Here is a 25,390-nt window from a genome sequence, read left to right as displayed (position 1 = left end):
GGGCGCCGACGGCGAGGCGGCGGCGCCCGGCCAGGTGCCGGTCTCCAGTCTGGCGGCGTTTCAACCCGGCAACACCACCCTGTCGGTGCGCCACCAGGGCCAGTTCGCCGCCAGCGAGCTGTCGTTCAACCTAAAGGACGGCGTATCGCTGTCTGCCGCCAGCGACGCCATAGCGCGGGCCGTGCGCGAGATCGGCTTGCCCGCCTCGATACAAGCCGGCTTTCAGGGCTCGGGCAAGGCGTTTCAGGAAGCACTGCGCAACCAACCCTGGCTGATACTGGCGGCCCTGCTCAGCATTTACATCGTACTCGGCATGCTCTACGAAAGCCTGATTCATCCCCTGACCATCCTGTCCACGCTGCCGTCGGCCGGCGTCGGCGCCTTGCTGGCCTTGCTGGCTTGCGGCCGCGAATTCAGCCTGATGGCCCTGATAGGCGTGATCTTGCTGATCGGCATCGTCAAGAAAAACGCCATCATGATGATAGATTTTGCCTTGCAGGCCGAGCGGGAGCAGGGGCTGGCGGCCCGCGAAGCCATATTTCAGGCCTGCCTGTTGCGGTTTAGACCGATCATGATGACCTCGCTGGCCGCCTTGTTCGGCGCCTTGCCGCTGGCCCTGGGCAGCGGCCACGGCGCCGAACTGCGCCAACCCCTGGGCATAGCCATCATCGGCGGGCTGATTTTCAGCCAAGCGTTGACCCTGTACACCACGCCGGTGGTGTATCTCTACCTGGACCGCCTGCGGCGGCTGTGTGCCCCTTCCACCGCCCGTCGGGCGGCCGACTCCCTGTAAACCCCGTATTCGCATGCGCCCGATAGCTTATTCATACTTGATCTGTTCCACGCTGGCCCTGCCGCTGACCGCCTGCATGGTCGGGCCCGACTATGCGCGGCCGGCAGCCCCGGCGGCCGCCGAATTCAAGGAAGTCAAGGGCTGGAAACAGGCCAGTCCCAGGGACCACCTGTTGCCCGGCGCCTGGTGGGAGGTATTCGACGACCCGCAATTGACGGCCCTGGAGCAACAGGTGGCCGCCGCCAACCAGTCCGTCGCTCAGGCCGAAGCCCAATACCGGCAGGCGCAACATCTGGTGCAATCGGCGCAATCGTCCTTGTTGCCGCTGGCGATGCTGAACGGCGGCTTCAACCGCTTCAAGGCCGCCACCGGCCAAAACGTGGCGGTGTCCGGCGTGCGCAACCTGTTCACGCAATCGGTCAATATTGCCTGGGAGCCCGATCTGTGGGGCAGGGTACGCCGGCAGCTGGAGGCCAATATCGATAGCGCCCAGGCCAGTGCCGCCAACTTACAGGCCCTGATCCTGTCCAGCCAGGCCGCCCTGGCCGACAGTTACTTTCAAATGAAAATGCTGGATGCGCAAAAGGCCTTGCTGGACGAAACCCTGCAGGCCTACGGCAAAAACCTCGACATCACCCAAAACCGCTATAAGGCCGGCGTGGTCTCCAAGGCCGACGTGGCGCAGGCGCAAACCCAGCTGGAAACCACCCGGGCGCAAGCCATGGACCTCGGCGTACAGCGGGCCAAACTGGAACATGCCATCGCGGTACTGATCGGCAAGACCCCGGCGGAACTGAGTCTGGCCGCCGACGGCCGGACGGCGCGAGTGCCGGACATACCGGTCAGTCTGCCGTCCGAACTGCTGGAACGCCGGCCCGACATCGCCGCCGCCGAGCGCAACATGGCCGCCGCCAATGCCCAAATCGGCGTGGCCAAGGCCGCTTATTACCCGACCCTGAATCTGGCCGCCACCAACGGCTTTCAATCCAGCGACGCCGACAGCCTGTTTACCATGGCCCGCCGCTTCTGGTCGCTGGGACCCGCCGGGGCCGCCTTGACTCTGTTCGACGGCGGGGCCAAAAACGCCCAGTACCGGCAGGCGATGGCCGCCTACGACGCCAGCGTGGCCGGCTACCGGCAAGCCGTGTTGACCGGCTTTCAGGAAGTGGAAGACAGTCTGGCGGCCCTGCGCATACTGGAACAGGAAGCCCAGGCTCAGGATCAGGCCGTTGCCGCCGCCGGCCAATCCCTGGCGCTGACGTTGAATCAATACAAGGCCGGCACCGTCGGCTACCTGGACGTCATCATCACCCAGACCGCCGAGCTGGCCGGCCGGCAGACCGCGCTGCAATTGCAAGGCCAACGCTTGGCGGCCGCGGTGGCCTTGGTCAAGGCCCTGGGCGGCGGCTGGCATCAAGCCCAACTGCCGGACGAAGAGGCCGCCGCCGGCGAGCGCAAATGGACCGATTATCTGATCTTGCCGCTGGTGGATTAGTGGGTTGTGAGCGCTGCGCCGGAAACGCCAACAGCGTTACTCGGGCTTTCTTTGTGGAGGGCGGTTCGCTAAGAGTCATAAGGCTGCCCGGTAATGACGTCATCCGTTGCCGCTCACAATCTCCAGTTTGGAGTGCTCTAAAATCTAACCCGATTCAGTTCGAGGGGATAAAGGTTCATGCCATGATCATTTTCCGACACATTTAATGTCCAGTCGGCGCCAAGTGCTTGACACTGCCGGGTTATTCTAAGAAACTCGGACGCGATCGCAAATCGCTGACCGGAAAACCGGAGGCCGGAGAGCCCTGAAGGTGGACTCCGGCTTTTTTTTGACCCGATAATTCCCAAGGACACGCTCATGGCACACTGGTATCCCGACAACTCGCAATCCATCGGCAACACGCCGCTGGTCAGACTCAACCGCATCACGGAAGGCGCACAGGCCACGGTGCTGGCCAAAATCGAAGGCCGCAATCCGGCGTATTCGGTCAAATGCCGCATAGGCGCGGCGATGATCAATGACGCCCAGCAGCGCGGTGTGCTGGGTGCCGGCAAGGAAATCATCGAACCGACCAGCGGCAATACCGGTATTGCCCTGGCCTTCGTTGCCGCCGCCCGGGGTATTCCGCTGACCTTGACCATGCCGGACACCATGAGCCTGGAGCGGCGCAAGCTGTTGGTGGCCTACGGCGCCAAACTGGTGTTGACGGAGGGTGCCAAGGGCATGAAGGGGGCTATCGCCAAGGCCGAGGAAATCGCCGCCTCCGATCCCGAACGCTATGTATTGCTGCAACAGTTCAAAAATCCCGCCAACCCCCGGATACACGAAGAAACCACCGGCCCGGAGATCTGGCGCGACAGCGACGGCGCCATCGATATTCTGGTCTCCGGCGTCGGCACCGGCGGCACCATTACCGGCGTGTCGCGCTATATCAAGCAGACCCAGGGCAAGCCCATCGTGTCGATTGCGGTGGAACCCGAGGCCAGTCCGGTGCTGACTCAGAGCCGGGCAGGGCGGGAAATTGCACCCGGCCCGCACAAAATTCAGGGCATAGGCGCGGGTTTCGTACCCGATGTGCTGGATATGTCCCTGATCGATGAGATCGAGCAGGTCGGTAACGACGAGGCCATCGCCTATGCCCGCCGTCTGGCGCGCGAGGAGGGAATTTTGGCCGGTATTTCCTGCGGAGCCGCCGTGGCGGTGGCGGTCAGGGTGGCCAAGCGGGCGGAACATGTCGGCAAGACCATCGTCGTGATACTGCCCGATTCCGGCGAGCGCTATCTGAGTTCGGTGTTGTTCGAAGGCCTGTTCGATGCCGCGGGGGCGGCTGTCTGAAGTATGCGCCCAAGTCGTTGACCGACCATGCATGGGAATGGTCGGTCAATGGCTTAGTATTCCGCCTCTATACCCTCACCCTGCCCCCTCCCGGAGGGAGAGCAACTGTTATGGCTTTTACGACACCCTCCGGAGGCGGAGGGAACAGAATGCGGAAGTTATTTGGGGCGGAATCCTTAACACCTACTTGGAATCTTCGGAGCCGTCGTTTTCCGCGTCCTTTCGGCTTTCCTTGGCCATTACCTTGGTCATGAAGAACAACGCACCTACCACCGCAAGTACCATTACAATTTCAAGCAGCATTCTCATCATGGCGCTCACCTCGAACGGGAAGACAACGGAACTACCGTAGCCGACTTGTAGACCCGATGCCGCTGTTTGTCAATGCGTGGGTTGCTTGCACTGAAAATCAGGCCGAGGGCAACGCCGCTGCTGCATGGACGTTGTTGTGGTTTGATTTGTCGGAAAGGAGGTTTGCGGAAGACCGAAACCGGCTTAGGATTCCTTTTACATCCCTCACCCCAACCCGCTCCCGCGAGGAAGGGGGGCGACATTCCGCGGAGGGCGGGGTGGATTGCGGAAGTTATTGCGGGCGGCATCCTTGATGCCGGTTGTCCGATCAACTTAAAAAGTCTTCCAGATTCAATCCGCTTATGTCGTGTTGACCGGCCACCAGCGCCTTGTCTTCGCGGGTGTTATAACCCCACAGGGCGAAAAACAGCTTTACCGAAGCGAGGGCAGGGTGTTTTTGTACCCCCTGCAACGCCGGCAGGCGGTCTTCCAGAAAGTGAAAGCTTTGCCCGGGGTGCTTGGCCAGCAAATCGGTCAAGACCCGTGGTTTGCTCAAATTGCGATCCAAACCGAAAATACGCTCGTCGGCCAGACTGATGTCGTTGGCTTTCAGGATTTTCCTGACGAAGCGTTCTTGCTTGGTGGTGACGATATACCAGCTGTCGGCTTCCAGCCGCTTGAGTTTTTCAGCCACGCCCGCGAACAAGGGGTTCATGGCTATCCACTGCGGCCGATTTTCCGAAATCCACTGGTCCCGGGTGTCGCCGAACAACTGTTTCAAGTCGTCTATGCCGACTTGGGCTTGTTGCAATAAGGTCGCGGTTTTGTCGGTATAGCCCTGGTAAATATCGCCGATGCTGTCGCCTTGTTGCAGCATGCGCATCGCCAGTATTGCTTCGTAACCGGTTTCTATGATGGGGCGAATGCGGCGGAAGCTGTCGATTAGAGCCTCCGGCATCTCGCTTTGCATGTCCGGCCAAATCCGCCCGGCGGCTTTCCAGCCGGTGATGGCGGTTTCCACCGCGCTGTCGCAAATGACGCCGTCGAAATCGAAGGCGTGAATGATGGGTTTGTTCATGAATAAGAGTCAGCGGTTGAGAGGGCGTAATGGGCGGCTATTGTAGCCGAAGGCGGTTTCCAAATGATTTTCAAGATTGAGAACTTATTTACGGAACCAGAAATTGGCCAGCAGGGTCAGCAGCGCGCTGACGACTATCATTGACATGATGGGGATGAACACCCGGCTATTGGCGTTTTGGATATTGATATCGCCGGGTAGTTTGCCGAACCAGTTTAGCAAGCACGGCGCGTATTTAATCGTCAGACCCAGCGCGGTTGTCACCAAGCCGGCGGTAATCAGTAATTTGGCGGTATCCATAAGCTTTTCTCCCCAGCGATCAGTCGAAAAAATCGAAACTCATTTGGCCGCCCGCGTGCGGTTTGCGGAACAAATCGGTGCGCAAGGCCGGCAAGTCGCCGGTCAGACCTAATCCGCGGCAAACCAGGCGGAAGCGCTGCGCCAGCAGATCGGCATAGACGCCGCTACCGCTTTGACGTTGGTGAAAAGCCGCATCGTATGCCTTACCGCCCCGGTTGTCTCGCACCCGCCGCATCACGTGCTCGGCTTTCAGCGGATAATGTTGGCGTAGCCATTCTTCGAATAAGTCCGCCACTTCCAGCGGCAGCCGCAGCAGGATGTAGGCGGCGCTTTGAGCGCCGGCGGCATGGGCGGCCGAGACGATGGCTTCCAGTTCCGGGTCGGTCAAAACCGGGATCAGCGGAGCCACCATCACCCCTGTCGGCACACCGGCCGCCCGCAAGCGGTCTAAGGTTTCCAGGCGCCGTTGCGGCGCGGCGGCGCGCGGTTCCAGTTTGCGGGCCAGGGTTCTATCCAGCGTGGTGACGGACAGATACACCGCCGCCAAGCCCTGTTCCGCCATCGGTGCCAGGATGTCCAAATCGCGTTCTATCAAGGCCGATTTGGTGATGATGCTGACCGGATGGCGGGTTTGGGCCAATATTTCAAGAATTCCGCGCATGATGCGCTGCCGGCGTTCCAGCGGTTGATAGGGGTCGGTATTGGTACCCAGGGCCAACGGCGCGCAACGGTAGGCGCGCTTGCTGATTTCCTCGCGCAGCAAGCGGGCGGCTTCGGGTTTGATCAGGATTTTGCTTTCGAAATCCAGTCCGGCGGAATAGCCCAGATAGGCATGGCTGGGGCGGGCGAAGCAATAAATGCAGCCGTGTTCGCAACCCCGGTAGGGGTTGATGGAACGGTCGAACGGAATGTCGGGCGAATCGTTATAGCTGATCACCGATTGGCTGCTGTCGACGATGATCTCGGTTTGCAGCGGCGGCAATTCGGCGTCCAGGCTGCCCCAGCCGTCGTCCTCGGCCCGACGGGTGTGCTTTTCGAAACGGCCGGCCGCATTGCCGAGGCTGCCGCGGCCCTTGTAAATCAGCGGTCTGGACATGGCAAGATGAATGCAAAAAATCGGACTGAAAATGTAACACGCCCGGGTGGCCGGTCGGCAAATATTATACGTCTTGTTTGGTATGGAATCGGCCGCAACAGCGGACGCTCGGCGTTGCCCTTGGCTAAATGGCGCGCCGGCCCTTATCATGTGGGCATCGATAGCCACGGACCCGTAAGGACGCCCCAGTATGACCGAAGCCACCATCACCTGCCCGAATTGCAGCAGCGCCGTACCCTTGACCGAATCGTTGGCCGCGCCGCTGCTTGCCGCCACCCGTCGGCAATTCGAGGCGCAATTGAAACAAAAAGACGCCGACATGGCCCAGCGCGAACAAGACCTGATGCGGCGACAGCAACAATTGCAAGATGCCCGGCGCGAACTGGAAAACCAGGTCAAACAGCAGGTGGAAAAACAGTTGCAGACCGAACGCCGGCGCGTCATCGAAGAGGAAAGCCGCAAGGCCAAGCAAGCGGCGGCGGCCGAGCTGGAACACAAAAACCGTGAATTGGCCGACTTGGCCGAAGTGTTGAAGGTTCGCGACGCCAAGCTGGCCGAAGCCCAACAGGCTCAGGCCGAACTGATCAAAAAGCAGCGCGAACTGGATGACGCCAAGCGCGAGCTGGAACTGACCGTGGAAAAAAGGGTGCATGACGGTCTGGGCCAAGTCCGCGAGCAGGCCAAGCGCGAAGCGGAAGAGGGCCTGAAACTGCGGGTGCTGGAAAAAGACCAGACCATCGCCGCGATGCAGCAAAAAATTGAGGAACTCAAACAAAAAGCCGAACAAGGCTCGCAGCAACTGCAAGGCGAAGTTCAGGAGTTGGAGCTGGAAAACCTGCTGCGCGGCAAATTCCCGTTTGACAGCATCGAACCGGTGGCCAAAGGCGAATTCGGCGGCGACGTGTTGCAGCGCGTCAACGGCTCGAACGGTGCGGCGGCCGGCAGTATCTTGTGGGAATCCAAGCGCACCAAGAACTGGAGCGACGGTTGGTTGGTGAAACTGCGCGAAGACCAGCGCGCCGCCAAGGCCGAACTGGCGGTTATCGTCAGCCAAGCTCTGCCCAAGGACGTCGAAACCTTCGACGTCATCGACGGGGTCTGGGTCACCAGTCCGCGCGCCGCGCTACCGGTCGCGACCATCTTGCGCCACACCCTGCAGGAAATCGGTCTGGCCCGCCTCGCCGCCGAGGGCCAGCACGGCAAAACCGAGATGGTCTACCAATACCTGACCGGCCCGCGCTTCAGGCAGCGGGTCGAAGCCATCGTCGAAGCCTTCTCGACCATGCGGGAAGACCTGGACAAGGAACGCAAAGCCATCCTGAAACAATGGGCCAAACGCGAAGCGCAGATCGAGCGGGTCATGAACGCCACGGTCGGCATGTACGGCGACTTGCAAGGTATCGCCGGCAAGTCCTTGCAGGAGATCGAAGGCCTGGAGATGCGGGCCTTGGGGCTGGATGAGGATTAAACTTGGCCATGGACACCGCTTCCCAGGCCTAGCCTTGGAAGACGGTGTAAGCGAAATGTTCGAAGGAAACCGCCCCGAGCCGATTCCGGCACGCGCCGGAATCGGGGTTCCGTGGTAAACAGGCTTACTTCACAAAACAGGCCTTCTCGGCCGCCGCGTCGGCCTCTTTCAATTTGCCGCGCAAGTCTTTCGAATGTTTGGGGTCGCGGAAGGCCGAGCCGGCTTCGCCCGGGGTTTTTTGCATTTGCACGAAGGTGCGGGCGGCCTCGTATTCGGCAAAGCTAAGTTGTTCGGCGATTTTGTCTATTTTGCAGCCGCAGGCGTATTGGTTGATGTAGCTGAGGCCGCCGTGTTTGGCGACGCATTCCAGTACATAATCGACCCGGTCGCGGGTGGGATAATCGTTGGTCAAAATAGCCGGTTCGGCGGCGGCTTCGGCAGCGGTTTCCGGGGTGGTGGCGCAACCGGTCAGGGCCAGAAATAAAGCGGTGATCAGTAAGGTTTGTTTCATGGTGTTGTATAGATCAAGTGATAAAAATTATTGTTCGGCGGCGAAATCGACAATCTGTTTCAATTGCGGGTTCATCGTGGCCGCGAATTTGTTCAGTTCCGGATTGTCGCCGTCTTCCGGCAACAAATGGGTTCTGATGATGGTTTTGCCGGCAAATTGATAGGTTACGACGTTGCAGGGCATGTAGCCGATGGCGTGCGGGGTGATTTCCAGCACGGTTTTGGCCAGGGTCAGATTGCAAAACTGCACGGTGTCGTATTCCGGAAAATCCTTGGCGCCGCGTTCGCGTATCACCTTGCCGACCCGGCTATGGCCGGTGATGCGAAAGTTGTGTTCGGCAATGGCAATTTCCAGTTCCGCCAGCACTTCGTCGTAGGGTTTTGTGGTTTCCACCTGATAGAAGTCCAGTTGTTCCCGCCTGACATTGGGTTGGCCGAGCGGCGCGGCGCAGCTTGCAATCAGCGGCAGGCTTGCGAAAATGACGACTCTTCTTAACATCGTAAAAGCTTATCACTATGAGCGGGCAAAACAAAGTTAGCGGCTTGGTATTGGCCGGCGGCATGGCCAAACGCATGGCGGGGCGGGATAAGGGTCTGCTGTTATTCAAAGACAGGCCGCTGGTCGCTTATGCCTTGGAGGCAATGGAACCGTTGACCGATGAGCTGTTTATTAGCGCCAACCGCAACCTGGATCAATACCAACGCTTCGGTTTCCGGGTGATCGGCGACGGCAACGCCGATTTCGACGGCCCGTTGGCCGGCATGCTGGCGGCGATGCGAACGGCGCACAACTCGCTGTTGTTGGTGATGCCTTGCGATTCGCCGTTGCTGGTCACCGCGCATGCGCAATATTTGCTTGCGGCTTTGACGGACGAATTCGATGTCGCGGTGGCCTTCGACGGCCGTCGTCTGCATCCGGTATTTGCGGCAATCAGAACCAACCTGCAAGCCGATCTGCGGGATTATCTGGCTCGCGGTGAACGGAAATTGCAAGATTGGTTCGAGCGCCAGCGTTTGCTCAAGGTCGACTTTAGCGCCATGCCGGATATATTCGCTAATATCAATACCGCCGAGGAGTTGGCCGACCTGGAACGCAGAGTGCGCTTGTAGGGTAAGTTTGACCGGCCTATGAATCCAACGATTTAGCCGCGGCAATTGCGGCCTGGCCCAAGGCCAGACCGCCGTCGTTCGGCGGATAGCGTTGCGGTGCCAGCACGGATTTTCCCTCGGCGCGCAAGGTCCGGCTCACGCCTTCCAATAATAAGCGGTTTTGAAACACGCCGCCGCCGAGCACGATACAGTCCGTGCCGGTTTGGCGGCTCAATTGCATCAGTAACTCGACTGTCGCTTCTATCAGGCTGTGATGAATGCGGGCGGCGATGACGGCGTTTTCGATGCCTTGCTGCAAATCGTTCAGCACCGCCCGCCAAAGTGCCTGCCAACCCAATACTGTTACCCCGTTTTGGTTTGATAGGCTCCAGGCTTCCGGGTAGGCTGCTTGTGCGGTAAAACGCGTTGCGGCCAGGGTTTCCAATGCGATGGCGGCCTGGCCTTCGTAATCGATTGCTTCGGTATGCAAACCCAGCGCGGCGCCGAAGGCATCGAACCAGCGACCGCAGGAACCGGACAGCGGCGCGTTCAGATTTTTGTTTATCATCGTATCCAGCGTCGCCAACGGCTTGCCGGACAGACATTGCACGACGGCCAAGTCCGGGTAATCCCGTTGCAACGCCGGCCAGTCGAAATAATGCCGCAATTGCGCATAGGTATTGCGCCAGGGTTCGCGCATGGCCTGAGTGCCGCCGGGCAGGGCGATGGGCTGGAAATGCGCCAGCCGGCTGTAGCCGCGATAATCGCCCAGCAAAAATTCGCCGCCCCACAATGTGCCGTCGTCGCCCATGCCCAGACCGTCGAAAATGGCGGCCAGCACCGGCTCGGTTTGTAGGGCAATGCCGTGTTCGGCCAGACAGGCGGCCAGGTGGGCGTGGTGATGTTGAATTTCGTTAATGTCGGCCGACAGGCCGGCCGCCAATTCCAGGCCGTATTGACTGGATAAATAGCCGGGGTGACGATCGAGCGCAATTCGGCGCGGATGGAAATCGCATAGTTGCCGGTACAGCCCGATTGCGTTGCGATAGTCGCGCTGCGCGGCGGCGCTTTCCAGATCGCCGACGTGCTGAGAGACCAGGGCTGAACCGTTTTGCAGCAGGCAAAAACTGTTTTTCAATTCCGCGCCCATGGCCAATATGCCGTCCGCCGCCGCGAAACCGGCCGGCAAGCTCAGCGCTTGCGGGCTGTAGCCGCGCGCCCGCCGCAATAACCGTATCTCGCCGTCCATTTCACGCACGACCGAGTCGTCCAATCGATTCACAATCTCTCTGTCGTGCAGCAGCCAGTAATCGGCGATGTCGGCCAGTTGCTTGCGGGCTGTGTCGTTGGCGATGCATTGCGGTTCGTCGCTGAGATTGCCGGAGGTTAGTACGATGGGGGCTTCCAGTTCCGCCAGCAATAAGCTATGCAAGGGCGTGTAGGGCAGCATGAAGCCCAATTTATCGTCGCCGGGGGCAATGCCTGCCGCCAGCGCTTCGCCCTGAGCCTGCAACAACACGATAGGCGCGGCTTTATCCAGCAAAGCTTGTTGTTCCAAATCGTTGATTGCGGCGTGCCGACGGATGGCCGCGAGGTCTTTAGCCATTAAGGCAAAAGGTTTGGCGTATCGGCGCTTGCGTTGCCGCAACCGATCAACGGCGGCGCCGTCGGCGGCAATGCAGGCCAGATGAAACCCGCCCAGGCCCTTGATTGCCACGATGTAACCCCGGCGCAGCAGCTCGGTTGCGTGCTCGATCGGGTTCGCTATATCGGCTAACCGGCCCTGCTTATCTTCTAGCCACAAACTGGGGCCGCAGGCCGGGCAACAATTGGCCTGGGCATGAAAACGGCGGTCGGCCGGGTCGTCGTACTCGCGTTGGCAGGCCGGACACATGGCAAATGCCGCCATGCTGGTGTGGCAGCGGTCGTAAGGCACCCGGCGGACGATGGACAGGCGCGGGCCGCAATGGGTGCAATTGGCGAACGGGTAGCGGTAGCGGCGATTGTTGGGGTCGGCGATGTCGGCCAGACAGGCGGGACAGGTGGCGGCATCGGCGGCAATCGGCGTGCGGGCTTGGCTTTCGGAATGGCTGGCAACGATACGGAATTTATCGGGAGGGGGGCTCGCTAATTCGGTGACTTCCAAGGCCGTCAAACTCGCCAACGGCGGCAGTTGCAGCGGAATCCGGTCTATGAAGTCCGCCAGATTTTGACGGCTGCCGTAGACATGAATCAGCACGCCTTCGCTGTCGTTCCATACCGACCCAGTCAGATCGTATTGCCGGGCCAGACGCCAGACCATCGGCCGAAAGCCGACGCCTTGCACCACCCCGCGAACACGAATGGCCTTGCCCGGCATCAGCAGATGCGCGGTAACTGCTCGCCCACCGGCCAGTCGACTATGCGGCTGCCGCCGAAAGCCGTGCGCATTTGTACGAAGCCGTGCGAATCGGCTATGACTTCGCCGATGATGGCGGCCTCGCGGCCCAAGGGATGTTGTTGCATCGCGGCCAATAAGGTATCGGCGGCAGCCGCATCGCAAATACACACCAGTTTACCCTCGTTGGCGACATACAAAGGATCGAGGCCCAGAATTTCGCAGGCGGCTTTGACTTCGGATTTCATCGGGACGCAAGCTTCGTCGATCAGCATGCCGACGCCGGACTGTTTGGCCAGTTCGTTCAAGGCCGTCGCCAAGCCGCCGCGGGTCGGGTCGCGTAAACAGCGTATCGCCGCCGGCGCGGCGGCCACCATCTCGGCCACCAAACCATGCAATGCGGCCGAGTCGGAGACGATGCTGGTCTCGAACTGCAGGTTTTCCCGTCCGGCCATGATGGCCACGCCGTGGTCGCCGATACTGCCGCTGACCAAAATCGCCTGGCCCGGTTTGGCGCGGTCGCCGGAGATATTCACCCCTTCCGGCACGATGCCCACCCCGGTGGTGGTAATGAACACGCCGTCGCCCTTGCCGCGCTCGACCACCTTGGTGTCGCCGGTGACGATGGGCGCGCCGGCCGCCTTGGCCGCCGCCGCCATGCTGATGACGATGCGTTCCAGATCGGCCAGCGGCAAGCCTTCTTCCAGAATAAAACCGGCCGCCAGATACAAAGGCTTGGCGCCGGACATGGCGACATCGTTGACGGTGCCGTGCACGGCCAGCGAACCGATATCGCCGCCCGGAAAGAACAGCGGCGAAATCACATGGCCGTCGGTGCTGATCACCAAACGGCCGGCCGGCACGTCGAACAAGGCTTGATCGTTATGCTGGCGCAGCAAATCGTTGTCGAAATGCTTGATGAACAATTCGTCGATCAATTGCGCCATGGCGCGTCCGCCGCCGCCGTGACTGAGGTCGACGTGGCCGGATTTTAAATTTAAGCTTGAGGCGAATTTTTTGGTCACGGAAAGAGATGCTCGGTTAAGGTTGAATAGCGCTTAGTGTTTCTGGCGATATACAATAACGCGCAGTATATCTTTTTCAAAGGAATCTAGCATGCAAGTCGCCAAATGGGGTAATAGTTTAGCGGTAAGATTACCGGCCGCTGTCGTCGAAGCGTTGCAGTTGAAAGAAGGGGACGATATCGAGATTCACGTCGCCGGCGAACGCAGCTTTGCAGTCGAGAAAAAAGCCGATAATCTGGAATTGCTGACCAGATTGCGTAAGTATCGCGGGCGACTACCGGCGGATTTTAAGTTCGATCGCTTGGACGCGCATGAAAACCGCTAAGCCTTTCTTCGATACCAATGTTTTACTGTATTTATTATCAGCCGACCAGCGTAAAGCCGATCGAACCGAAACCTTGCTGAGCGCCGGCGGCACTATAAGCGTGCAAGTGTTAAACGAGTTTGCCTCGGTGGCGTCGCGAAAGCTGCGCATGCCGTACCCGGAAATTCGTGAAACACTGCAAATCGTCAAAGCCGTCTGCGCAACGCAAGCGCTAAATCTGGAAATCCACGAGAACGGCTTGCTTATTGCTGAGCGTTACGGATTTTCGTTGTACGACAGCATGATTGTCAGCGCGGCACTGCTTGCAGGCTGTAAAGTGTTGTTTTCCGAAGATATGCAACATGGGCAGGAAATCGAAGGTGGTTTGATCGTTATTAATCCGTTCGCCGAGATTGCTTAGAGGCATCGTTTCTGAGCCGCCCATACGACCAATAGGCCGCGCAAGCGCCTTCCGACGACACCATGCAGGAACCCATCGGGTTTTCCGGTGTGCAGACCGTGCCCAGCAATTTGCAATCCTGTGGTTTCTTGGCGCCGCGCAAAATGGCCGGGCATTCGCAGCCTTTGACGTCGCTGGCTTGTATGGCCGGCATCTCGAAACGCTGCTCGGCGTCGAACTCGGCATAAGCGGTTTTCAATTTCAATGCGCTGTTTGGAATCAAGCCCAAGCCACGCCATTCGAACTCTGGACGCAGTTCCAATACCTCGCTGACCAAAGCCTGGGCTTTTTGGTTACCGTTACGGGTGACCGCGCGGCTGTATTCGTTTTCCACTTCATGCCGGCCGTCATTGAGCTGGCGTATCAGCATCAAGGCCGACTGCATCACGTCCAACGGTTCGAAGCCGGCGATGACAATGGGTTTGCCGTATTGTTCGGCGAATACTTCGTAAGGCCGGCTGCCGATTACGCTGCTGACATGCGACGGACCTAAAAAGGCGTCTATGGCCACAGGCACTGGCGCGTCCAGGATGGCCTGCATGGCCGCCGGCGTCAGCACGTGGTTGCAGAATACCGAGAGATTAGTCAGTCCCTCAGCCTGGGCCTGCTTGATGGCGACGGCGGTCGGCGGGGTGGTGGTCTCGAAACCGATGGCGAAAAACACCACCTGCCTGTCCGGGTTGTCGCGGGCGATTTTCAACACGTCCTGAGTGGAATAGACCATGCGAATATCGGCGCCGCCGGCCTTGGCTTTCAACAGGCTGTTACGTCCGGCGACCGCCATGGAGGGTGGAAGTGTGGCAGCGGTTCGGGAAACCGCGCCGCCCGGCACTCGCACCAGATCGGCGTAAGTGCAGAGGATGACGTCGTGTTGTTCGATCAATTGAATCGCGTTGTCGATACGGCCGGTCGGCAGCACGCAGACCGGACAGCCGGGGCCGTGGATGAACTCGACATTGGCCGGCATCAGATCCTGTACGCCGTAGCGGAAGATCGCATGGGTGTGGCCGCCGCAGAATTCCATCAAGCGGTAATGGCGATCAGGATCGGCGGTTTGGGCGATGGCTTGCGCTAGTTGCTTGGCCAGATCGTGCTGGCGGAATTCGTCGATGTATTTCATGGCGCCGCCGTCAGGCCGGCTTCGGCGAACAGGGCCAGGGTCTTAATGGCTTCGTCTTCATCGATCTTGTTCAGCGCATAGCCGACGTGAACCAGCACGTAGTCGCCGACTTGTACGTCGTCGACCAGCGCCAGCGAGACTTCGACTTTGACGCCGTCAACGGACACAGTGGCCATTCCGGTGTCGTCGGGATGGATTTGCAGGATTTGAGCGGGGAGGGCTAAGCACATGGTTTTGCCTTGAATTTTACTGATGTTGTTCGAAATAGCGCCGATGACGCTAAAAAGGATTCATCACTGTCAAGCGATCATCAAATATTTGTCCGTCTTGCATATCTTCCGAATAAAGAATATCGCAATTGGCTAATAACGCCGCAGCGACTATCAGACTGTCCCAATGCGAGAGTGAGTAACGTGTCGCCAAATCAATAGCTTTGCGAATAGTAAACGCATCCACTGCGACAATCTCGCACAAATCCAATAAGCTTGATGCAATATCATGCGCTTCCGGCAACGTGAAACCGTATTTTCTGGTTAAGACGCTAACCGTTTCGTTGACGACTTGAGTACTGATGACCGGTGAACGTTGAATGATGGCAACCGCTTGTTCCGATTTGCTCCGATCTTGCGACTCGGCATAGACAAACAAATTAGTGTCGGCAAATATCCTAGCGGTCATAGCATTCGTCGCGCTCGAATTTTTCCGCCTTGAAACGGCCTCGATATTTTGCCAGCGTGGCTAAGGCGTTTTCCCGGCGCGTTTTTTCCTCTTCCAGTTGTTTGGCCTTTAAACTTTCCGCAAAGCTCAAGACTTCGCAGGCAGTTTGTTCGGGCATGGTCTTGACGGTTTCGTAAATACGTTCTGCTATGTTCATCTGTTTACCTATCACGTTTTATCAAAGCGTCGAGTAATAATGTTGTGTCGCTATGCGACAAGTTATTTTGAAGTCGGTTCTCGGACCGACTGCCGAGATACTTTCTTTTGCGTCGCCAAAAGAAAGTATCCAAAGAAAAGGCGACCCGGATTGCCGCTTGTTTCCTGCGCTCCTCAGGTTTGAACGGGGTTTTTCGAAGGGGCTTCCCAGCCCCACGAAAAACGCGATGCCTCCCTGCATCGCCCCTGCGGGCAAATCCATTCAAACCCTCCGGTGCTCGGCGCGGCATAACGGGAGGAAAACCATCCATAAATTTGTAATGTGATCAACTTGTAGGTGTGATTAGCGATAGCGTAATCGCACGAAAAGGATCATTTAACATTCCTCCGGTTACGCTTTGCTAATCGGAGTTAGTTGGTTTAATCCAAATTGTCAATTAGGTATTCAATCTCGTCTGCTTCAAATTCAGAAACTATTTTAGTTTCTACTCCAAATTGATAACGCGGACGACCTTTAAACAAAAATAGGGGGTTACTTTCTTTGTGATATCTAATGCGATCAAAATCAGCGTCTGAAAGAAATATGCTTACCGTTCGACCTCCACTTCTCCGTATGGCTATGATCTTACTAGCAGGGTAAAGTTTATAGACTCGGCCTTTTATCTCTTGATAATTTCCCAGGAATGTTTCATTTTTTAATTTACTCAGATAAATTTTACTATCCGATGTGAATGCGGCGATTGTTTCCTGGTTTAGTGCAGGTGCACCCAATGAAATCGCCTCTACACCACCAGAGGCATCAATTCGATTCACAATATTGGCAACTTCTGTGTAAATAGAGTCAATAAATATTTGTTTGTCTTGATTATTTTCTTTTCTAACTCGATCAAGAACATCGCCAACGTAATAACCAGCGATTCCAGAGAATACATAATCTGCCAGCTTCTTCAGGTATTCCTGAACGTTAGGATCAGCCAAGATTGGGATAAGAGCGAAAGCATCCGAAGTACGTCTACGTTCGCCAATTTGCAAAGCAAGACGTTGCCGTATTTCTTTGTTTGGAAATGCGCCTTTAACCAAGCCGCCTTCAATAGATAAATGAGCTTTATGAACTATACGCTGAATTGCGAGAAGCGAATGAGAGAGGTCGTAAATATTGACACCATGCAATTTAAGTTCATCCCCAATAAATCGAACTGTAAAAAGTCCATTTTCATACTTTTCTCTTTGGTTCAAAAGGGTTCCCCTAATTGTATGGTTACTTTAATTGTAAGCGCCGTAGGCTAGGTAGAGCAAAGCGAAACCCAGCAATAATTGATTAAAGCTGGGTTTTCACTATCGTTTCAACCCAGCCTACAAAATATCTTTGTTATACCAAAATAACCGTTGGAGTAATTCTTTTCCCGTTATGCCGCGCCGAGCACCGGAGGTTTTGAACGGATCAGCCCGCAGGGGCGATGCAGGGATGCATCGCGTTTTACGCAGGGGCTGGGAAGCCCCTCCGGAAAACCCCGTTCAAAAGCTTCGGCGCGCAGGATACACGCGGCATCCGGGTGTCTTTTCTTTTGGTTTCTTTTCTTTGGACAAGCAAAGAAAAGAAACCCGCCCGCCGGTGCGGGAACCGGCATTAAAATCACCCGTCGCGACAGCGACACAAACTATCAAGCATACTCAATCCGCTGCAATTCCAACTCCGCCTTCAACCACTTCAACCAACTCTCCATGCCTTCCCCAGTCTTGGCCGATAAGGATAATACTTTGATTTTGGGATTCACCTGCTTGGCATAACGGATGCATTGCTCGACGTCGAAATCCAGGTAGGGCAGCAGGTCGGTTTTGTTCAGGATCATCAAATCGGCGGCATGGAACATGTCCGGGTATTTGATCGGTTTGTCCTCGCCTTCGGTGACCGACAGGATCACCACCTTGTGCGCCTCGCCCAAATCGAAGGCCGACGGGCAGACCAGATTGCCGACGTTTTCTATGAACAGCAGGCTGTGGTTCGGTAGCTTCAGGCTTTCCAAAGCGTGGCCGACCCGGTGCGCGTCCAGATGGCAGCCCTTGCCGGTGTTGATTTGCACCGCCGCCACGCCGGTGGCGCGGATGCGGTCGGCGTCGCGGGCGGTTTGCTGGTCGCCTTCGATCACGGCAATTTCCAACTCACCCTTCAAGCGGGTGATGGTCTCGGTCAGCAGCGTGGTCTTGCCGGAGCCGGGGCTGGAGACCAGATTCAAGGCCAGCATGCCGCGATCGGCGAAATAACAACGGTTTTCGTCGGCAAAACGGTTGTTTTTGGCCAGGATGTCCTGCTCGATTTGCACCATGCGGGCCTGGGTCAGACCGGGAGCATGCGCATGTTCGGGGCCGTGCTCGTGATGGTGGTGGTGACCGTGTTGATGGTCATGGCCGTGGTGGTGATCGTGAGGATGCTCATGATCGTGTTGTTCGTCGTGCGAGTGGATATGTCCCTCGCCGCAGCCGCAGATGCCGCACATTATTCTACCTCCAGTTCCTTGATTCGCATTTGATCGCCGCCGACGATCTGTAATTGATGGCTGCCGCAGTGCGGGCATTCGTCGTACAACTGTTGCACCGGCACTTGCCGCCCGCAGGGCATGCACCAGGCAATGCCCGGCAGTTCGATAATTTCCAGTCTGGCCGCTTCGGCCAGCGAGCCTTGCATCACCACTTCAAAGCTGAAGCGCATCGCGTCGGGTTCGACGCCGGACAGGGCGCCGATCTCCAGCCACACGGCTGTCACCCTGCGGTAATGCTGGGTTTGGGCTTGATGTTCGATGATTTGTAACACGCTCTCGCAGAGCGACATTTCGTGCATGATGGTTATGCTCACGTCGTAGGGTACGCGATGCGTAGCCTACGTTTCGTTCAATATCAATTTATACGGCACGCATGGATCGATCGACTGAATCAACCATTCCGCTTGCCGCCGCAAACTATCCGCGTCGACCGCGCGCAACGCTGTTAAACCCTGTGCAAGCACGCCGGCCGGATGAAAATTCCATTCGGTTGGGGCGACGATGCGGTAATCGTACACCCGGCCATTCCGCAACGCTAGACGATGAACCAATAAACCGCGCGCCGCCGGCACTTGCGCCAGACCTATGCCATCGCCGCCATAAGCCGCTGCCGGCTCGAATGGAGTTTCGCCGAATCGCTCCAGCCCTAGCGTAATTTCCGCAACCTCCCGCAGAACCGCCGCGAATCGTGCCAGCAAACCGTTGCCGTAATGGTTTTGCAGAGCGGCGATTAAAGGCCGCGACTGCTGCCGGCCAAGCGGCGTCGACTCATGACATTGGCCCTGCCACCGCGGCGCGGCGCAGAAGGCCGATAATTCCTGTGTTTGCAAGTGCGCCAGCAAGCTTAAGTTGTCCAATGCCGGCAGACAGCGGATGTGGTTGCGGCCAACCGCCCGCCAATCCAGCCGATACAAGCCATGCAATAATTCGGCGGATAGGGCCGAATTGTCCGCCAGCCAATCCGCCAATTGCGTTTCGTCGGCGATGGCTTGAAAGGCCCGCATGCCGCCGTTAAAAATTGCTTGATCGATCAATTGGTTCAACTCCGCCAGCAAGCCGATCAGTAGGTCGTAGTCGATTTGCAAACGGCTATCCAGCTTGAACGCCTCGCCGTCGCCAAACAAACACGGCTTGAAACGAGTGGTCAGTTTCAGCAAGGCGGCGAGGGTGGCTTTATCCGGCCGGCGGCCGAGCAGGCCGGGCCAATCCAGCAATATCCGCCAGGCGTGTTCGCGCACGGTTTCCAGTTGCAGCAAACATTCCCGAGCGGCATCGGCCTCCGGCGCCGCATCCAAGCCCAGCGCATCGCGGCAGGCCAGCAGCGCGGCATAAGACTGGGCGTTGCCGCAGAGCGAAAACAGCAGCGGCACTGTGCTCAATAGCTGCTCGGGCGTTTTGCCGAGCAACACCTGCGTCGCCGCTTGCGGTCGGGTCGAGAAGATGCGCGCCGCGCTGGCTTGCCCGCCGCGATGCGTCAATTCGATCTGAATTTCTCCGGCCGCTGTCACTCAGCGACCGCCGAACTGGCCGCGCAGCATGTCGCGGCGGCTGACTGCGCGCGGCGCCGGCTGGCTAAGCAGGGCTTGCAAAACCGACTGGCCGGCTGTGAACGCGGCGGCCTGATCGGCAAAATGCAGCATCGGCGAGAACAGCGAACATTGCGCATAAGTGCCGAGTTGCGCCTCGCGCGCCACGGTAAACTCGAAACTGCCGTAAGGAAACGCCTGCTCGAATTTGCCGCCGGGTGCTTGCGTTGTCCAAGCGGAGTCCGTTGTCGGTAACAGCAACAGATTCATGCACCACGGCGTGATCAACACCCCCAGCCAGTCTTGGTTGACCCGGCCGAAACCGAGCGCCCGCACCGACAGGGCCGGGTTGAGCAAGGGCATGCCGAGCATGCGCGTCGTCAGAATCCGCTTGAAGGTTTGTTCCAGCGCCTGTTCGATTTGAGCACCATCCAGCCATTGCATGCTCAGGCGTCCAATAACAGAAAATCCTGTTTCGGCGCGCCGCATTGCGGACAGCTCCAGTGGCTGGGCAGTTCCATAAAAGCGGTGCCGGGCGGCACTTGCCAGACGTCGTCGCCCTCGGCCGGGTCGTAGACATGCCAGCAGATTTTGCATTCCAGTTTGGCGTCGGGCGGCAGACGCGAGTCATCGACACCGTAAGCACCGGCAAAGAAGGCCTCGCTCACAAATACACCTGCAAAATTTCCCGCAAGCGCTGATGGCTGTCGGCGATGTCTTCCGCCGAGGCGCAAGCCACGTTCGGCACCTCGCTGACTTCCAGCGTGTTGAGGATCAAGGTGTCCTGCGAATTGAAATAACGCACCCACCAAACATTACGGGTGCCGGTGGCGCTGATCCGGCAATTGCCGTAACCGCGCGACAAAATCGTCACCGTGCCTTGTCCCAGTCGCTGCTCCAGAAACGCCAGATCCTGCTCGGTTTGCGGCAGCAGGCTCAGGTTGATGATATGCGCCTCGCCGCCGGGCCGGTAGGCGGCAATCTTTGCATTCAGCTCGGCTAGCAACGGCGGCGCGTTCATCACGCCGTCCGGCAGGGCGCTCATGTCGCTATCGATTTGTTGGGCGGCAGCGGCGCGGGCGGTTCGGGCGACGCTTTGCGGCATGATGCCGACCTCCAGCGCGTCGGCCAGCAGGCATTGGTCGTCGCTTTGCCGAGATCGCCAGACCCCTGCCAGTACCGATTCCTGGATGCGTAGCGGGTGCGCGCCGCCGCAAATCACGCTGACCTCGCCTTCGCCGAGCAGTTCGTCGACGAAGCGGCGGTTGGTTTGGTCCAGGCCGATCAGGTCGATGGTAGCACTGCCCGCGGGGTAAGCCGCCAAATCCTGTTCGAGTTGCCGCAACACGGTCTTGGCTTGGGCCAAATCCGCCGCGTTCAAGTCCAGCGAAATCGTCGGCATCCGGTAGGTGGTCATTTCTTCCGGCATCGCCAGATAGTCGAGTTCGACGCCGTCTTCCTCGGCGGGTTGGCTGCCTTGGCCGAAAATGGGGAGGGATATTGAGGTCATGTGTTTGGGCGTTGGCTATGGTTTCGGGTTGCTTGTTGGGTTTACGGGTGTTGGTTTTATTTGGTGTCGCTATCGCAGTTTGTTTGAATCGGGTTCTCGCACCCGAAGGCGAGTTTCTTTCTTTTGCTCCGCCAAAAGAAAGAAACCAAAGAAAAGGCGGCCCGGATGCCGCGTTGATCCTGCGCTCCGAAGCTTTTGAACGGGGTTTTCCGAAGGGGCTTCCCAGCCCCCACGTAAAACGCGATGCCTCCCTGCATCGCCCCTACGGGCTGCTCACTCGGTACATCCCTGTACCTCGCCCTACGGGTGCGGCGCATGCAAATCGGCTATCCTGCCGATTTGTCCGTTCAAAACCTCCGGTACTCGGCGCGGCATAACGGGAGGAAACCCGTCCCGAAATTCGGCGGAAACTTGGATAAATGTAGGGTGGGCACACGCATTTTTCTCGTTCCCACGCGCCGCGTGGGAACGCAGACTAACCGCGCTAGCGGTAAGATACGTATAAGCAATCTGACCAGGTGAAACTCATGGGCCGCAGTCGTTACCGCATTCTCCAGTCCCAGCATCCGCACTTCATAACCTGCACCGTACTCAACTGGATACCGTTGTTCACCCGGCCAGCCACCGTGCAAATCGTACTGGACGCCTTGCTTTACCGCCAACAACTGAACGGTTGGCGAATTTACGGCTATGTCATATTGGAAAATCACATGCATCTACTGCTACAAGCCGACGATCTAGCCAATCAACTCGCCCATTTCAAATCCTACTCCGCCCGCCAATTGATCGACTATTTGCACGAAATGAAAGCCGAGCGCCTATTGGCCCAACTCAAATGGTTTCGCAAGGCGCACAAAACCGACCGGGATTATCAATTGTGGGAAGAAGGCAGCCATCCGCAGTTGATCGATAATCCCGAAGTCTTGCGGCAGAAACTGGAATACATTCATCTCAACCCGGTCAAACGCGGTTATGTCGATTTGCCGGAACATTGGCGCTATTCCAGTGCGCGCAGCTATGCCGGCATGGAGGGCTTATTGCCGATTTATCGGGATTGGTTTTAACCTGACCGCAGCGCGGTTAGTCTGCATTCCCACGCGGCGCGTGGGAACGAGGAAATGGATGGTTTTCGTAAAAGCGCAGGAGTAAGGCGGAATTCCGGGTCGTCTTTTCTTTGGATACTTTCTTTTGGCGACGCAAAAGAAAGTATCGCGGCCGTCGGTCCGCGAACCGATTTCTAAATAACCCCGTCGCGATAGCGACACAAAATCATCAAAACCCCTGAAACAAAAAGTCCAACGCTGCTCCAATCTCAAACCGTTGCGATTCCAGCGACGCCACGGGCGTCTTTAGAATCCGCGTGGGAACAGCCGCCAGTTTTGGCGTTTCCATCACGCATTCGATATCTTCCACCAATAGAATCGGCATCAAATTAGCCGGTAACAAAACATCGGGAAAACGATCCCGTCGCTTTAGGGGCGCTACGACCCGGCTATCCAAGGAACTTAATACATCGCTTTGCACGTCCAGCAGATACGGCACATCGCCGGATTTTCCGCCGCCGTTTCGGTAAACATCGAAGCGGGCCATGTTAAAAAGACCGCCATTCGTCAAGAGGCAAACCGTCTTGTTCCAGCGCCTGGTTATAAGCGGCGATAAACTCGGCGTGTTCTTCCCGCCAACGCTTTTCTCTTTCGCTACGCACCAAATCACGCAAATAGCGGTCGCAAGCCTGTGAAATGTTGATATTCAATGCCTTGGCTTCGGCCAGCACATCGGCGGACAAGGTTATGTTGGTGGCTTTTTTGGTTACGCCATGCGTGATTGCCATGGTGTTGCCTCCTGGAGGATGACTTTAATATGCGCATCATACTCCAACATAATAACTGTTGGCATACTGCGCGATAGCGACACCAAATTGTTAAAGAGCAAAGCCGGAAACGCTTTGCTTATTCCGGCCTACAAATACAAATACAAATATGAATGTGGAAAATTAAGCATGTCCTCCGCAAACCTTTTCCAAGTCAAACCCCGGCGGCTGGCGGGGTTGCAAGGCCAGGATGCGGGCGAATTCCTGGCCGAATTCGCGCCAGTCCTTGATGCCGGTAATTACGCCCAGATATTCGCCGCGCCTTAAAAATACCAGGGCCGGCCAGGTGGTGAAGTGGAAGCGGGCCTGCAATTCCCGTTCTATGGAACGGTCTATCGCCGCGCCTTGCAGCTGGGCGGCAAACACTTTCAGCAACTCCGGCAGGATCACCTGTACATCCTGACTCTCCGGAAACAACGATGGATCGTTGCGGAAAAACAGCACCACGGTATCGTGGCTGTACACAAAGTTGTCGTAATTGTCCGCATTCAGCAAGGGCAGGTGCGGACGGGTGGCGGACAGGTCTTCTGTGGGAATGCTCATGATCTTAAAAACTCCGGTAGTTCGGGTTCCCGGTCGACCAGATCGGCGAACAAGTGGTCGAAGGCGGTTTCACCCCGCATGGCCAGACGCATGGCTTCCAGAGCGTCGGCGATTTGTCGGGCTTTTTCGGCATCGATGACTTCCCTTGCCGCGTCCAGAAAAACCAGCAACCAAGTGCCGGCTACTTGTTCGCCGACCAGCATCATGTCGATCAGGCTGGTCTGGCCCCGGTAAGCGCAGAGGGCCGATTCGCCGCGCGACTCGATCACTTGCATCGGTATGCCTATGCACATCAGTATTTGCCCCGGTAATCCACGTCGACACTCAGACTAGGCCATTCGGATGTCCGCGGCGGGCGCGCTTCAAACAGGCCGGAGGCCAGGATGCGTTGGTCGCCGATGCGGCAGGCTTGGGCCGGGCTTGGGCGTTCCGTTTCGTAACGCAGCATGTCCAGAGCCGGATCGGCCAAGTCGACTATCTCATCAGCGGCCATGGGAACGATGCCGAAATTTTGCAGAAAGCTTAAAGCCATCTCTATCGCCGGCTGGATTTGCGCCTTGACGCTGGCTCGTAGGCTGCCGCCGTAATCGTCCAACTCTTCCGGCTGTACGCCGATCAATAGCAAATGTGTCGGATATCGGCCGAGCATCTGCGCGGTTGCCAGCACTTCCTGAAAGCCGGTTTGATGCAGGCTGATTTTTTTGGCGCCGAGAAAATTCGGTACCTCGTCATTTGCTACCCGCTTCAGCGTGGCGGGCGGCAGGCCGTAGTCGACCGCATCGAATACCACCAATACCTCGGCGGCTTGCACGTGCTCGACCAGATACATGCCCTGGGTGCCGCCGTCCAGTATCGTGACGTTATCCGGGAAGCGGTAGTGCTTTTGCAGATGTTCGATGACGCGCACGCCGAAGCCTTCGTCGGCCCACAGGACGTTGCCGATGCCGAGCAATAGGATTTGCGGCGACGAGGTCATACTATCATTGCCGGCGGAACATATAGGATGTGCCGACGTTAGGAGGCGCATCGTCAACAGTGCAACGTTTAATGCGCATCGTCTACCGGCTTGTCGTCTTTAAAGCTGCGCCAGCCGTTGGCGATGGTCGACAGCATGCTTTGCCCGGATAACTTGTCCTCGCGCACAGCCACATAAATATGGATTAGCACGAAACAGACGATGGCCCACATCACCAAGTGGTGCCAGCTGTGCACGCTTTGGCTGTCGCCGAACAGCGGCAGCACCCAACTGCTGAACAGAATCCATTGCCAGCTGCCTTGGCCGGCGCCTTCGCCGTACAGGGCAAAGCCGGTGATTATCATGAATAGCGTACCCCACACCAATACGAAATGCATGGCCAATATCGCCAGCGGATTGTGGCCGATGTAATGGCGCGGCGCCTTGGCCAGAAAGGTATACCAGAGAATTTCATGGCGGACGCCGTCCCAGAAATGTGCGTTCAGCAGCGGCGGCAGAAAGATTTGCCGGGCATGTTCGTTGCCGGCATAGGCCCAGTACAAACGCCCTAGCAAACCTATCGCCAGCACATAACCGGCGGCAAAATGCGCAAAGCGAATATAGCCCATCAAAAAATGCTCGGAAGCTTCGCCGGCCGGCGAGGCCAAGGGGGCAGCGATCAGATAACCGCTGACGATCAATACGCTGATAGCCAGCGCGTTGACGGCGTGCCAGAGACGGACCGGCAGCTCGTAAACATAGACTGCCGCGGCCGGCGCGCTCATTGCGGTCTCCGGCCCGGCGCCTTGGCGCGCAGCCAACGGCTGCGTGCCAA

General features: G+C 57.7%; 33 protein-coding genes. 8 read left to right on the top strand and 25 right to left on the bottom strand.

The window, feature by feature from the left end; genetic code table 11:
• The 3 genes from NP590_RS18950 to cysK form a co-directional block, all read left to right on the top strand.
• Positions 1-793 (top strand): efflux RND transporter permease subunit (locus NP590_RS18950; protein ID WP_256604268.1); only part of this gene is annotated, 793 nt, incomplete at its 5' end.
• 13 nt (positions 794-806) lie between these two features.
• Entirely contained in the window at positions 807-2,288 is a 1,482-nt protein-coding gene (locus NP590_RS18945) for an efflux transporter outer membrane subunit (RefSeq protein WP_256604267.1), read from the top strand.
• Positions 2,289-2,645: 357 nt separating this feature from the next.
• Complete coding sequence (gene cysK, locus NP590_RS18940) at positions 2,646-3,623, top strand: cysteine synthase A (RefSeq protein WP_256604265.1); 978 nt, start codon at positions 2,646-2,648, stop codon at positions 3,621-3,623.
• A 183-nt stretch (positions 3,624-3,806) separates the two neighbouring features.
• Here cysK and NP590_RS18935 read toward each other — a convergent pair whose 3' ends face one another.
• The 4 genes from NP590_RS18935 to NP590_RS18920 all read right to left on the bottom strand — a co-directional run bounded on the left by NP590_RS18935 (position 3,807) and on the right by NP590_RS18920 (position 6,388).
• Positions 3,807-3,935, bottom strand: a complete 129-nt coding sequence (locus NP590_RS18935; RefSeq protein ID WP_256604264.1) for a hypothetical protein — start codon at positions 3,933-3,935, stop codon at positions 3,807-3,809.
• A gap of 307 nt (positions 3,936-4,242) precedes the next feature.
• Positions 4,243-4,992, bottom strand: a complete 750-nt coding sequence (locus NP590_RS18930) for an HAD family hydrolase (protein WP_256604263.1) — start codon at positions 4,990-4,992, stop codon at positions 4,243-4,245.
• 84 nt (positions 4,993-5,076) lie between these two features.
• Positions 5,077-5,292 (bottom strand): DUF2905 domain-containing protein, encoded by a 216-nt coding sequence (locus tag NP590_RS18925; protein ID WP_256604262.1) that lies wholly within the window; start codon positions 5,290-5,292, stop codon positions 5,077-5,079.
• Positions 5,293-5,311: 19 nt separating this feature from the next.
• Positions 5,312-6,388, bottom strand: coding sequence for a PA0069 family radical SAM protein (locus NP590_RS18920; protein ID WP_256604260.1), 1,077 nt, complete (start codon positions 6,386-6,388; stop codon positions 5,312-5,314).
• A gap of 190 nt (positions 6,389-6,578) precedes the next feature.
• Here NP590_RS18920 and NP590_RS18915 point away from each other — a divergent pair, with 190 nt between their 5' ends.
• A complete protein-coding gene (locus tag NP590_RS18915; protein ID WP_256604258.1) occupies positions 6,579-7,856 on the top strand; it encodes a DUF2130 domain-containing protein in 1,278 nt (425 codons plus the stop codon).
• Between the two features lie 124 nt (positions 7,857-7,980).
• Here NP590_RS18915 and NP590_RS18910 read toward each other — a convergent pair whose 3' ends face one another.
• Entirely contained in the window at positions 7,981-8,367 is a 387-nt protein-coding gene (locus NP590_RS18910) for a hypothetical protein (protein WP_256604256.1), read from the bottom strand.
• 27 nt (positions 8,368-8,394) lie between these two features.
• The gene (locus NP590_RS18905; protein WP_256604255.1) at positions 8,395-8,865 is read right to left on the bottom strand and encodes a DUF302 domain-containing protein; all 471 of its coding nucleotides are present in this window, start codon (positions 8,863-8,865) and stop codon (positions 8,395-8,397) included.
• A 17-nt stretch (positions 8,866-8,882) separates the two neighbouring features.
• On the opposite strand from NP590_RS18905, the gene mobA reads away from it, so the two are divergent.
• A complete protein-coding gene (mobA, locus tag NP590_RS18900) occupies positions 8,883-9,476 on the top strand; it encodes a molybdenum cofactor guanylyltransferase MobA (RefSeq protein WP_256604254.1) in 594 nt (197 codons plus the stop codon).
• Positions 9,477-9,492: 16 nt separating this feature from the next.
• Here the strand turns inward: mobA and hypF are convergent, their stop codons facing one another.
• The gene (gene hypF, locus NP590_RS18895) at positions 9,493-11,814 is read right to left on the bottom strand and encodes a carbamoyltransferase HypF (RefSeq protein ID WP_256604253.1); all 2,322 of its coding nucleotides are present in this window, start codon (positions 11,812-11,814) and stop codon (positions 9,493-9,495) included.
• Positions 11,814-12,857 carry a hydrogenase expression/formation protein HypE gene (gene hypE / locus NP590_RS18890; protein ID WP_256604252.1) on the bottom strand — a complete coding sequence of 348 codons (1,044 nt, stop codon included), beginning with the start codon at positions 12,855-12,857 and terminating at the stop codon, positions 11,814-11,816. The genes hypF and hypE overlap by 1 nt, the downstream gene beginning before the upstream one ends.
• A gap of 91 nt (positions 12,858-12,948) precedes the next feature.
• On the opposite strand from hypE, the gene NP590_RS18885 reads away from it, so the two are divergent.
• Positions 12,949-13,182: an AbrB/MazE/SpoVT family DNA-binding domain-containing protein gene (locus NP590_RS18885; RefSeq protein WP_256604251.1), complete on the top strand. Its 234-nt coding sequence runs from the start codon at positions 12,949-12,951 to the stop codon at positions 13,180-13,182.
• The gene (locus NP590_RS18880) at positions 13,169-13,582 is read left to right on the top strand and encodes a PIN domain-containing protein (RefSeq protein ID WP_256604249.1); all 414 of its coding nucleotides are present in this window, start codon (positions 13,169-13,171) and stop codon (positions 13,580-13,582) included. The genes NP590_RS18885 and NP590_RS18880 overlap by 14 nt, the downstream gene beginning before the upstream one ends.
• Here the strand turns inward: NP590_RS18880 and hypD are convergent.
• The 11 genes from hypD to NP590_RS18825 form a co-directional block, all read right to left on the bottom strand.
• Positions 13,557-14,741, bottom strand: coding sequence for a hydrogenase formation protein HypD (gene hypD, locus NP590_RS18875; RefSeq protein ID WP_256604247.1), 1,185 nt, complete (start codon positions 14,739-14,741; stop codon positions 13,557-13,559). The genes NP590_RS18880 and hypD overlap by 26 nt on opposite strands.
• Positions 14,738-14,971, bottom strand: coding sequence for a HypC/HybG/HupF family hydrogenase formation chaperone (locus NP590_RS18870; RefSeq protein WP_256604245.1), 234 nt, complete (start codon positions 14,969-14,971; stop codon positions 14,738-14,740). The genes hypD and NP590_RS18870 overlap by 4 nt, the downstream gene beginning before the upstream one ends.
• A 49-nt stretch (positions 14,972-15,020) precedes the next feature.
• Positions 15,021-15,419, bottom strand: a complete 399-nt coding sequence (locus NP590_RS18865; protein ID WP_256604244.1) for a PIN domain-containing protein — start codon at positions 15,417-15,419, stop codon at positions 15,021-15,023.
• The gene (locus tag NP590_RS18860) at positions 15,409-15,615 is read right to left on the bottom strand and encodes a DUF2281 domain-containing protein (RefSeq protein WP_256604243.1); all 207 of its coding nucleotides are present in this window, start codon (positions 15,613-15,615) and stop codon (positions 15,409-15,411) included. The genes NP590_RS18865 and NP590_RS18860 overlap by 11 nt, the downstream gene beginning before the upstream one ends.
• 419 nt (positions 15,616-16,034) lie before the next feature.
• A complete protein-coding gene (locus tag NP590_RS18855; RefSeq protein ID WP_256604242.1) occupies positions 16,035-16,850 on the bottom strand; it encodes a hypothetical protein in 816 nt (271 codons plus the stop codon).
• 425 nt (positions 16,851-17,275) lie between these two features.
• Complete coding sequence (gene hypB, locus NP590_RS18850) at positions 17,276-18,109, bottom strand: hydrogenase nickel incorporation protein HypB (RefSeq protein ID WP_256604241.1); 834 nt, start codon at positions 18,107-18,109, stop codon at positions 17,276-17,278.
• Entirely contained in the window at positions 18,109-18,450 is a 342-nt protein-coding gene (gene hypA, locus NP590_RS18845) for a hydrogenase maturation nickel metallochaperone HypA (RefSeq protein ID WP_256604239.1), read from the bottom strand. The genes hypB and hypA overlap by 1 nt, the downstream gene beginning before the upstream one ends.
• A gap of 39 nt (positions 18,451-18,489) precedes the next feature.
• On the bottom strand, positions 18,490-19,659 hold the full coding sequence (locus NP590_RS18840; protein ID WP_256604237.1) for a nickel-dependent hydrogenase large subunit: 1,170 nt from the start codon (positions 19,657-19,659) through the stop codon (positions 18,490-18,492).
• Positions 19,660-20,121 carry a [NiFe]-hydrogenase assembly chaperone HybE gene (hybE, locus tag NP590_RS18835; protein WP_256604236.1) on the bottom strand — a complete coding sequence of 154 codons (462 nt, stop codon included), beginning with the start codon at positions 20,119-20,121 and terminating at the stop codon, positions 19,660-19,662.
• A 2-nt stretch (positions 20,122-20,123) separates the two neighbouring features.
• A complete protein-coding gene (locus tag NP590_RS18830) occupies positions 20,124-20,345 on the bottom strand; it encodes a rubredoxin (RefSeq protein WP_256604235.1) in 222 nt (73 codons plus the stop codon).
• Complete coding sequence (locus NP590_RS18825) at positions 20,342-21,187, bottom strand: hydrogenase expression/formation protein (RefSeq protein WP_256604234.1); 846 nt, start codon at positions 21,185-21,187, stop codon at positions 20,342-20,344. The genes NP590_RS18830 and NP590_RS18825 overlap by 4 nt, the downstream gene beginning before the upstream one ends.
• A gap of 527 nt (positions 21,188-21,714) precedes the next feature.
• Here NP590_RS18825 and NP590_RS18820 point away from each other — a divergent pair.
• Entirely contained in the window at positions 21,715-22,251 is a 537-nt protein-coding gene (locus NP590_RS18820; RefSeq protein ID WP_256604233.1) for an REP-associated tyrosine transposase, read from the top strand.
• 208 nt (positions 22,252-22,459) lie between these two features.
• Here NP590_RS18820 and NP590_RS18815 read toward each other — a convergent pair whose 3' ends face one another.
• From NP590_RS18815 to cybH, 6 genes are all read right to left on the bottom strand, one after another.
• On the bottom strand, positions 22,460-22,777 hold the full coding sequence (locus NP590_RS18815) for a CcdB family protein (protein WP_256604232.1): 318 nt from the start codon (positions 22,775-22,777) through the stop codon (positions 22,460-22,462).
• A gap of 1 nt (position 22,778) precedes the next feature.
• On the bottom strand, positions 22,779-23,018 hold the full coding sequence (locus tag NP590_RS18810; protein WP_256604231.1) for a type II toxin-antitoxin system CcdA family antitoxin: 240 nt from the start codon (positions 23,016-23,018) through the stop codon (positions 22,779-22,781).
• A gap of 162 nt (positions 23,019-23,180) precedes the next feature.
• Positions 23,181-23,600, bottom strand: coding sequence for a thioredoxin domain-containing protein (locus tag NP590_RS18805; protein WP_256604230.1), 420 nt, complete (start codon positions 23,598-23,600; stop codon positions 23,181-23,183).
• Complete coding sequence (locus tag NP590_RS18800; protein WP_256604229.1) at positions 23,597-23,893, bottom strand: HypC/HybG/HupF family hydrogenase formation chaperone; 297 nt, start codon at positions 23,891-23,893, stop codon at positions 23,597-23,599. Before NP590_RS18800 ends, NP590_RS18805 begins: the two co-directional genes overlap by 4 nt.
• Complete coding sequence (locus NP590_RS18795; RefSeq protein WP_256604228.1) at positions 23,893-24,576, bottom strand: HyaD/HybD family hydrogenase maturation endopeptidase; 684 nt, start codon at positions 24,574-24,576, stop codon at positions 23,893-23,895. Before NP590_RS18795 ends, NP590_RS18800 begins: the two co-directional genes overlap by 1 nt.
• Positions 24,577-24,644: 68 nt before the next feature.
• Positions 24,645-25,340: a Ni/Fe-hydrogenase, b-type cytochrome subunit gene (gene cybH, locus NP590_RS18790; protein WP_256604269.1), complete on the bottom strand. Its 696-nt coding sequence runs from the start codon at positions 25,338-25,340 to the stop codon at positions 24,645-24,647.
• Positions 25,341-25,390: the final 50 nt, after the last annotated feature.

The organism is Methylomonas subterranea, assembly GCF_024505185.1.
GTDB lineage: Bacteria > Pseudomonadota > Gammaproteobacteria > Methylococcales > Methylomonadaceae > Methylomonas > Methylomonas subterranea.
Note: the sequence above shows the minus strand (reverse complement) of the source record. Positions and strands in the feature narration are given on the sequence as shown.

Coding starts and splice junctions, on each gene's coding strand:
- NP590_RS18925 (WP_256604262.1), bottom strand. CDS start 5,292: ATGGATACCGCCAAATTACTGATTACCGCCGGCTTGGTGACAACCGCG.
- NP590_RS18820 (WP_256604233.1), top strand. CDS start 21,715: ATGGGCCGCAGTCGTTACCGCATTCTCCAGTCCCAGCATCCGCACTTC.
- NP590_RS18805 (WP_256604230.1), bottom strand. CDS start 23,600: ATGAGCATTCCCACAGAAGACCTGTCCGCCACCCGTCCGCACCTGCCC.
- hypB (WP_256604241.1), bottom strand. CDS start 18,109: ATGTGCGGCATCTGCGGCTGCGGCGAGGGACATATCCACTCGCACGAC.
- NP590_RS18905 (WP_256604255.1), bottom strand. CDS start 8,865: ATGTTAAGAAGAGTCGTCATTTTCGCAAGCCTGCCGCTGATTGCAAGC.
- NP590_RS18870 (WP_256604245.1), bottom strand. CDS start 14,971: ATGTGCTTAGCCCTCCCCGCTCAAATCCTGCAAATCCATCCCGACGAC.
- NP590_RS18865 (WP_256604244.1), bottom strand. CDS start 15,419: ATGACCGCTAGGATATTTGCCGACACTAATTTGTTTGTCTATGCCGAG.
- NP590_RS18815 (WP_256604232.1), bottom strand. CDS start 22,777: ATGGCCCGCTTCGATGTTTACCGAAACGGCGGCGGAAAATCCGGCGAT.
- NP590_RS18915 (WP_256604258.1), top strand. CDS start 6,579: ATGACCGAAGCCACCATCACCTGCCCGAATTGCAGCAGCGCCGTACCC.
- hypD (WP_256604247.1), bottom strand. CDS start 14,741: ATGAAATACATCGACGAATTCCGCCAGCACGATCTGGCCAAGCAACTA.
- cybH (WP_256604269.1), bottom strand. CDS start 25,340: ATGAGCGCGCCGGCCGCGGCAGTCTATGTTTACGAGCTGCCGGTCCGT.
- mobA (WP_256604254.1), top strand. CDS start 8,883: ATGAGCGGGCAAAACAAAGTTAGCGGCTTGGTATTGGCCGGCGGCATG.
- cysK (WP_256604265.1), top strand. CDS start 2,646: ATGGCACACTGGTATCCCGACAACTCGCAATCCATCGGCAACACGCCG.
- NP590_RS18860 (WP_256604243.1), bottom strand. CDS start 15,615: ATGAACATAGCAGAACGTATTTACGAAACCGTCAAGACCATGCCCGAA.
- NP590_RS18810 (WP_256604231.1), bottom strand. CDS start 23,018: ATGGCAATCACGCATGGCGTAACCAAAAAAGCCACCAACATAACCTTG.
- NP590_RS18920 (WP_256604260.1), bottom strand. CDS start 6,388: ATGTCCAGACCGCTGATTTACAAGGGCCGCGGCAGCCTCGGCAATGCG.
- NP590_RS18930 (WP_256604263.1), bottom strand. CDS start 4,992: ATGAACAAACCCATCATTCACGCCTTCGATTTCGACGGCGTCATTTGC.
- hypA (WP_256604239.1), bottom strand. CDS start 18,450: ATGCACGAAATGTCGCTCTGCGAGAGCGTGTTACAAATCATCGAACAT.
- NP590_RS18885 (WP_256604251.1), top strand. CDS start 12,949: ATGCAAGTCGCCAAATGGGGTAATAGTTTAGCGGTAAGATTACCGGCC.
- NP590_RS18945 (WP_256604267.1), top strand. CDS start 807: ATGCGCCCGATAGCTTATTCATACTTGATCTGTTCCACGCTGGCCCTG.
- NP590_RS18910 (WP_256604256.1), bottom strand. CDS start 8,367: ATGAAACAAACCTTACTGATCACCGCTTTATTTCTGGCCCTGACCGGT.
- NP590_RS18795 (WP_256604228.1), bottom strand. CDS start 24,576: ATGACCTCGTCGCCGCAAATCCTATTGCTCGGCATCGGCAACGTCCTG.
- hypF (WP_256604253.1), bottom strand. CDS start 11,814: ATGCCGGGCAAGGCCATTCGTGTTCGCGGGGTGGTGCAAGGCGTCGGC.
- NP590_RS18880 (WP_256604249.1), top strand. CDS start 13,169: ATGAAAACCGCTAAGCCTTTCTTCGATACCAATGTTTTACTGTATTTA.
- NP590_RS18825 (WP_256604234.1), bottom strand. CDS start 21,187: ATGACCTCAATATCCCTCCCCATTTTCGGCCAAGGCAGCCAACCCGCC.
- hybE (WP_256604236.1), bottom strand. CDS start 20,121: ATGCAATGGCTGGATGGTGCTCAAATCGAACAGGCGCTGGAACAAACC.
- NP590_RS18800 (WP_256604229.1), bottom strand. CDS start 23,893: ATGTGCATAGGCATACCGATGCAAGTGATCGAGTCGCGCGGCGAATCG.
- NP590_RS18935 (WP_256604264.1), bottom strand. CDS start 3,935: ATGATGAGAATGCTGCTTGAAATTGTAATGGTACTTGCGGTGGTAGGT.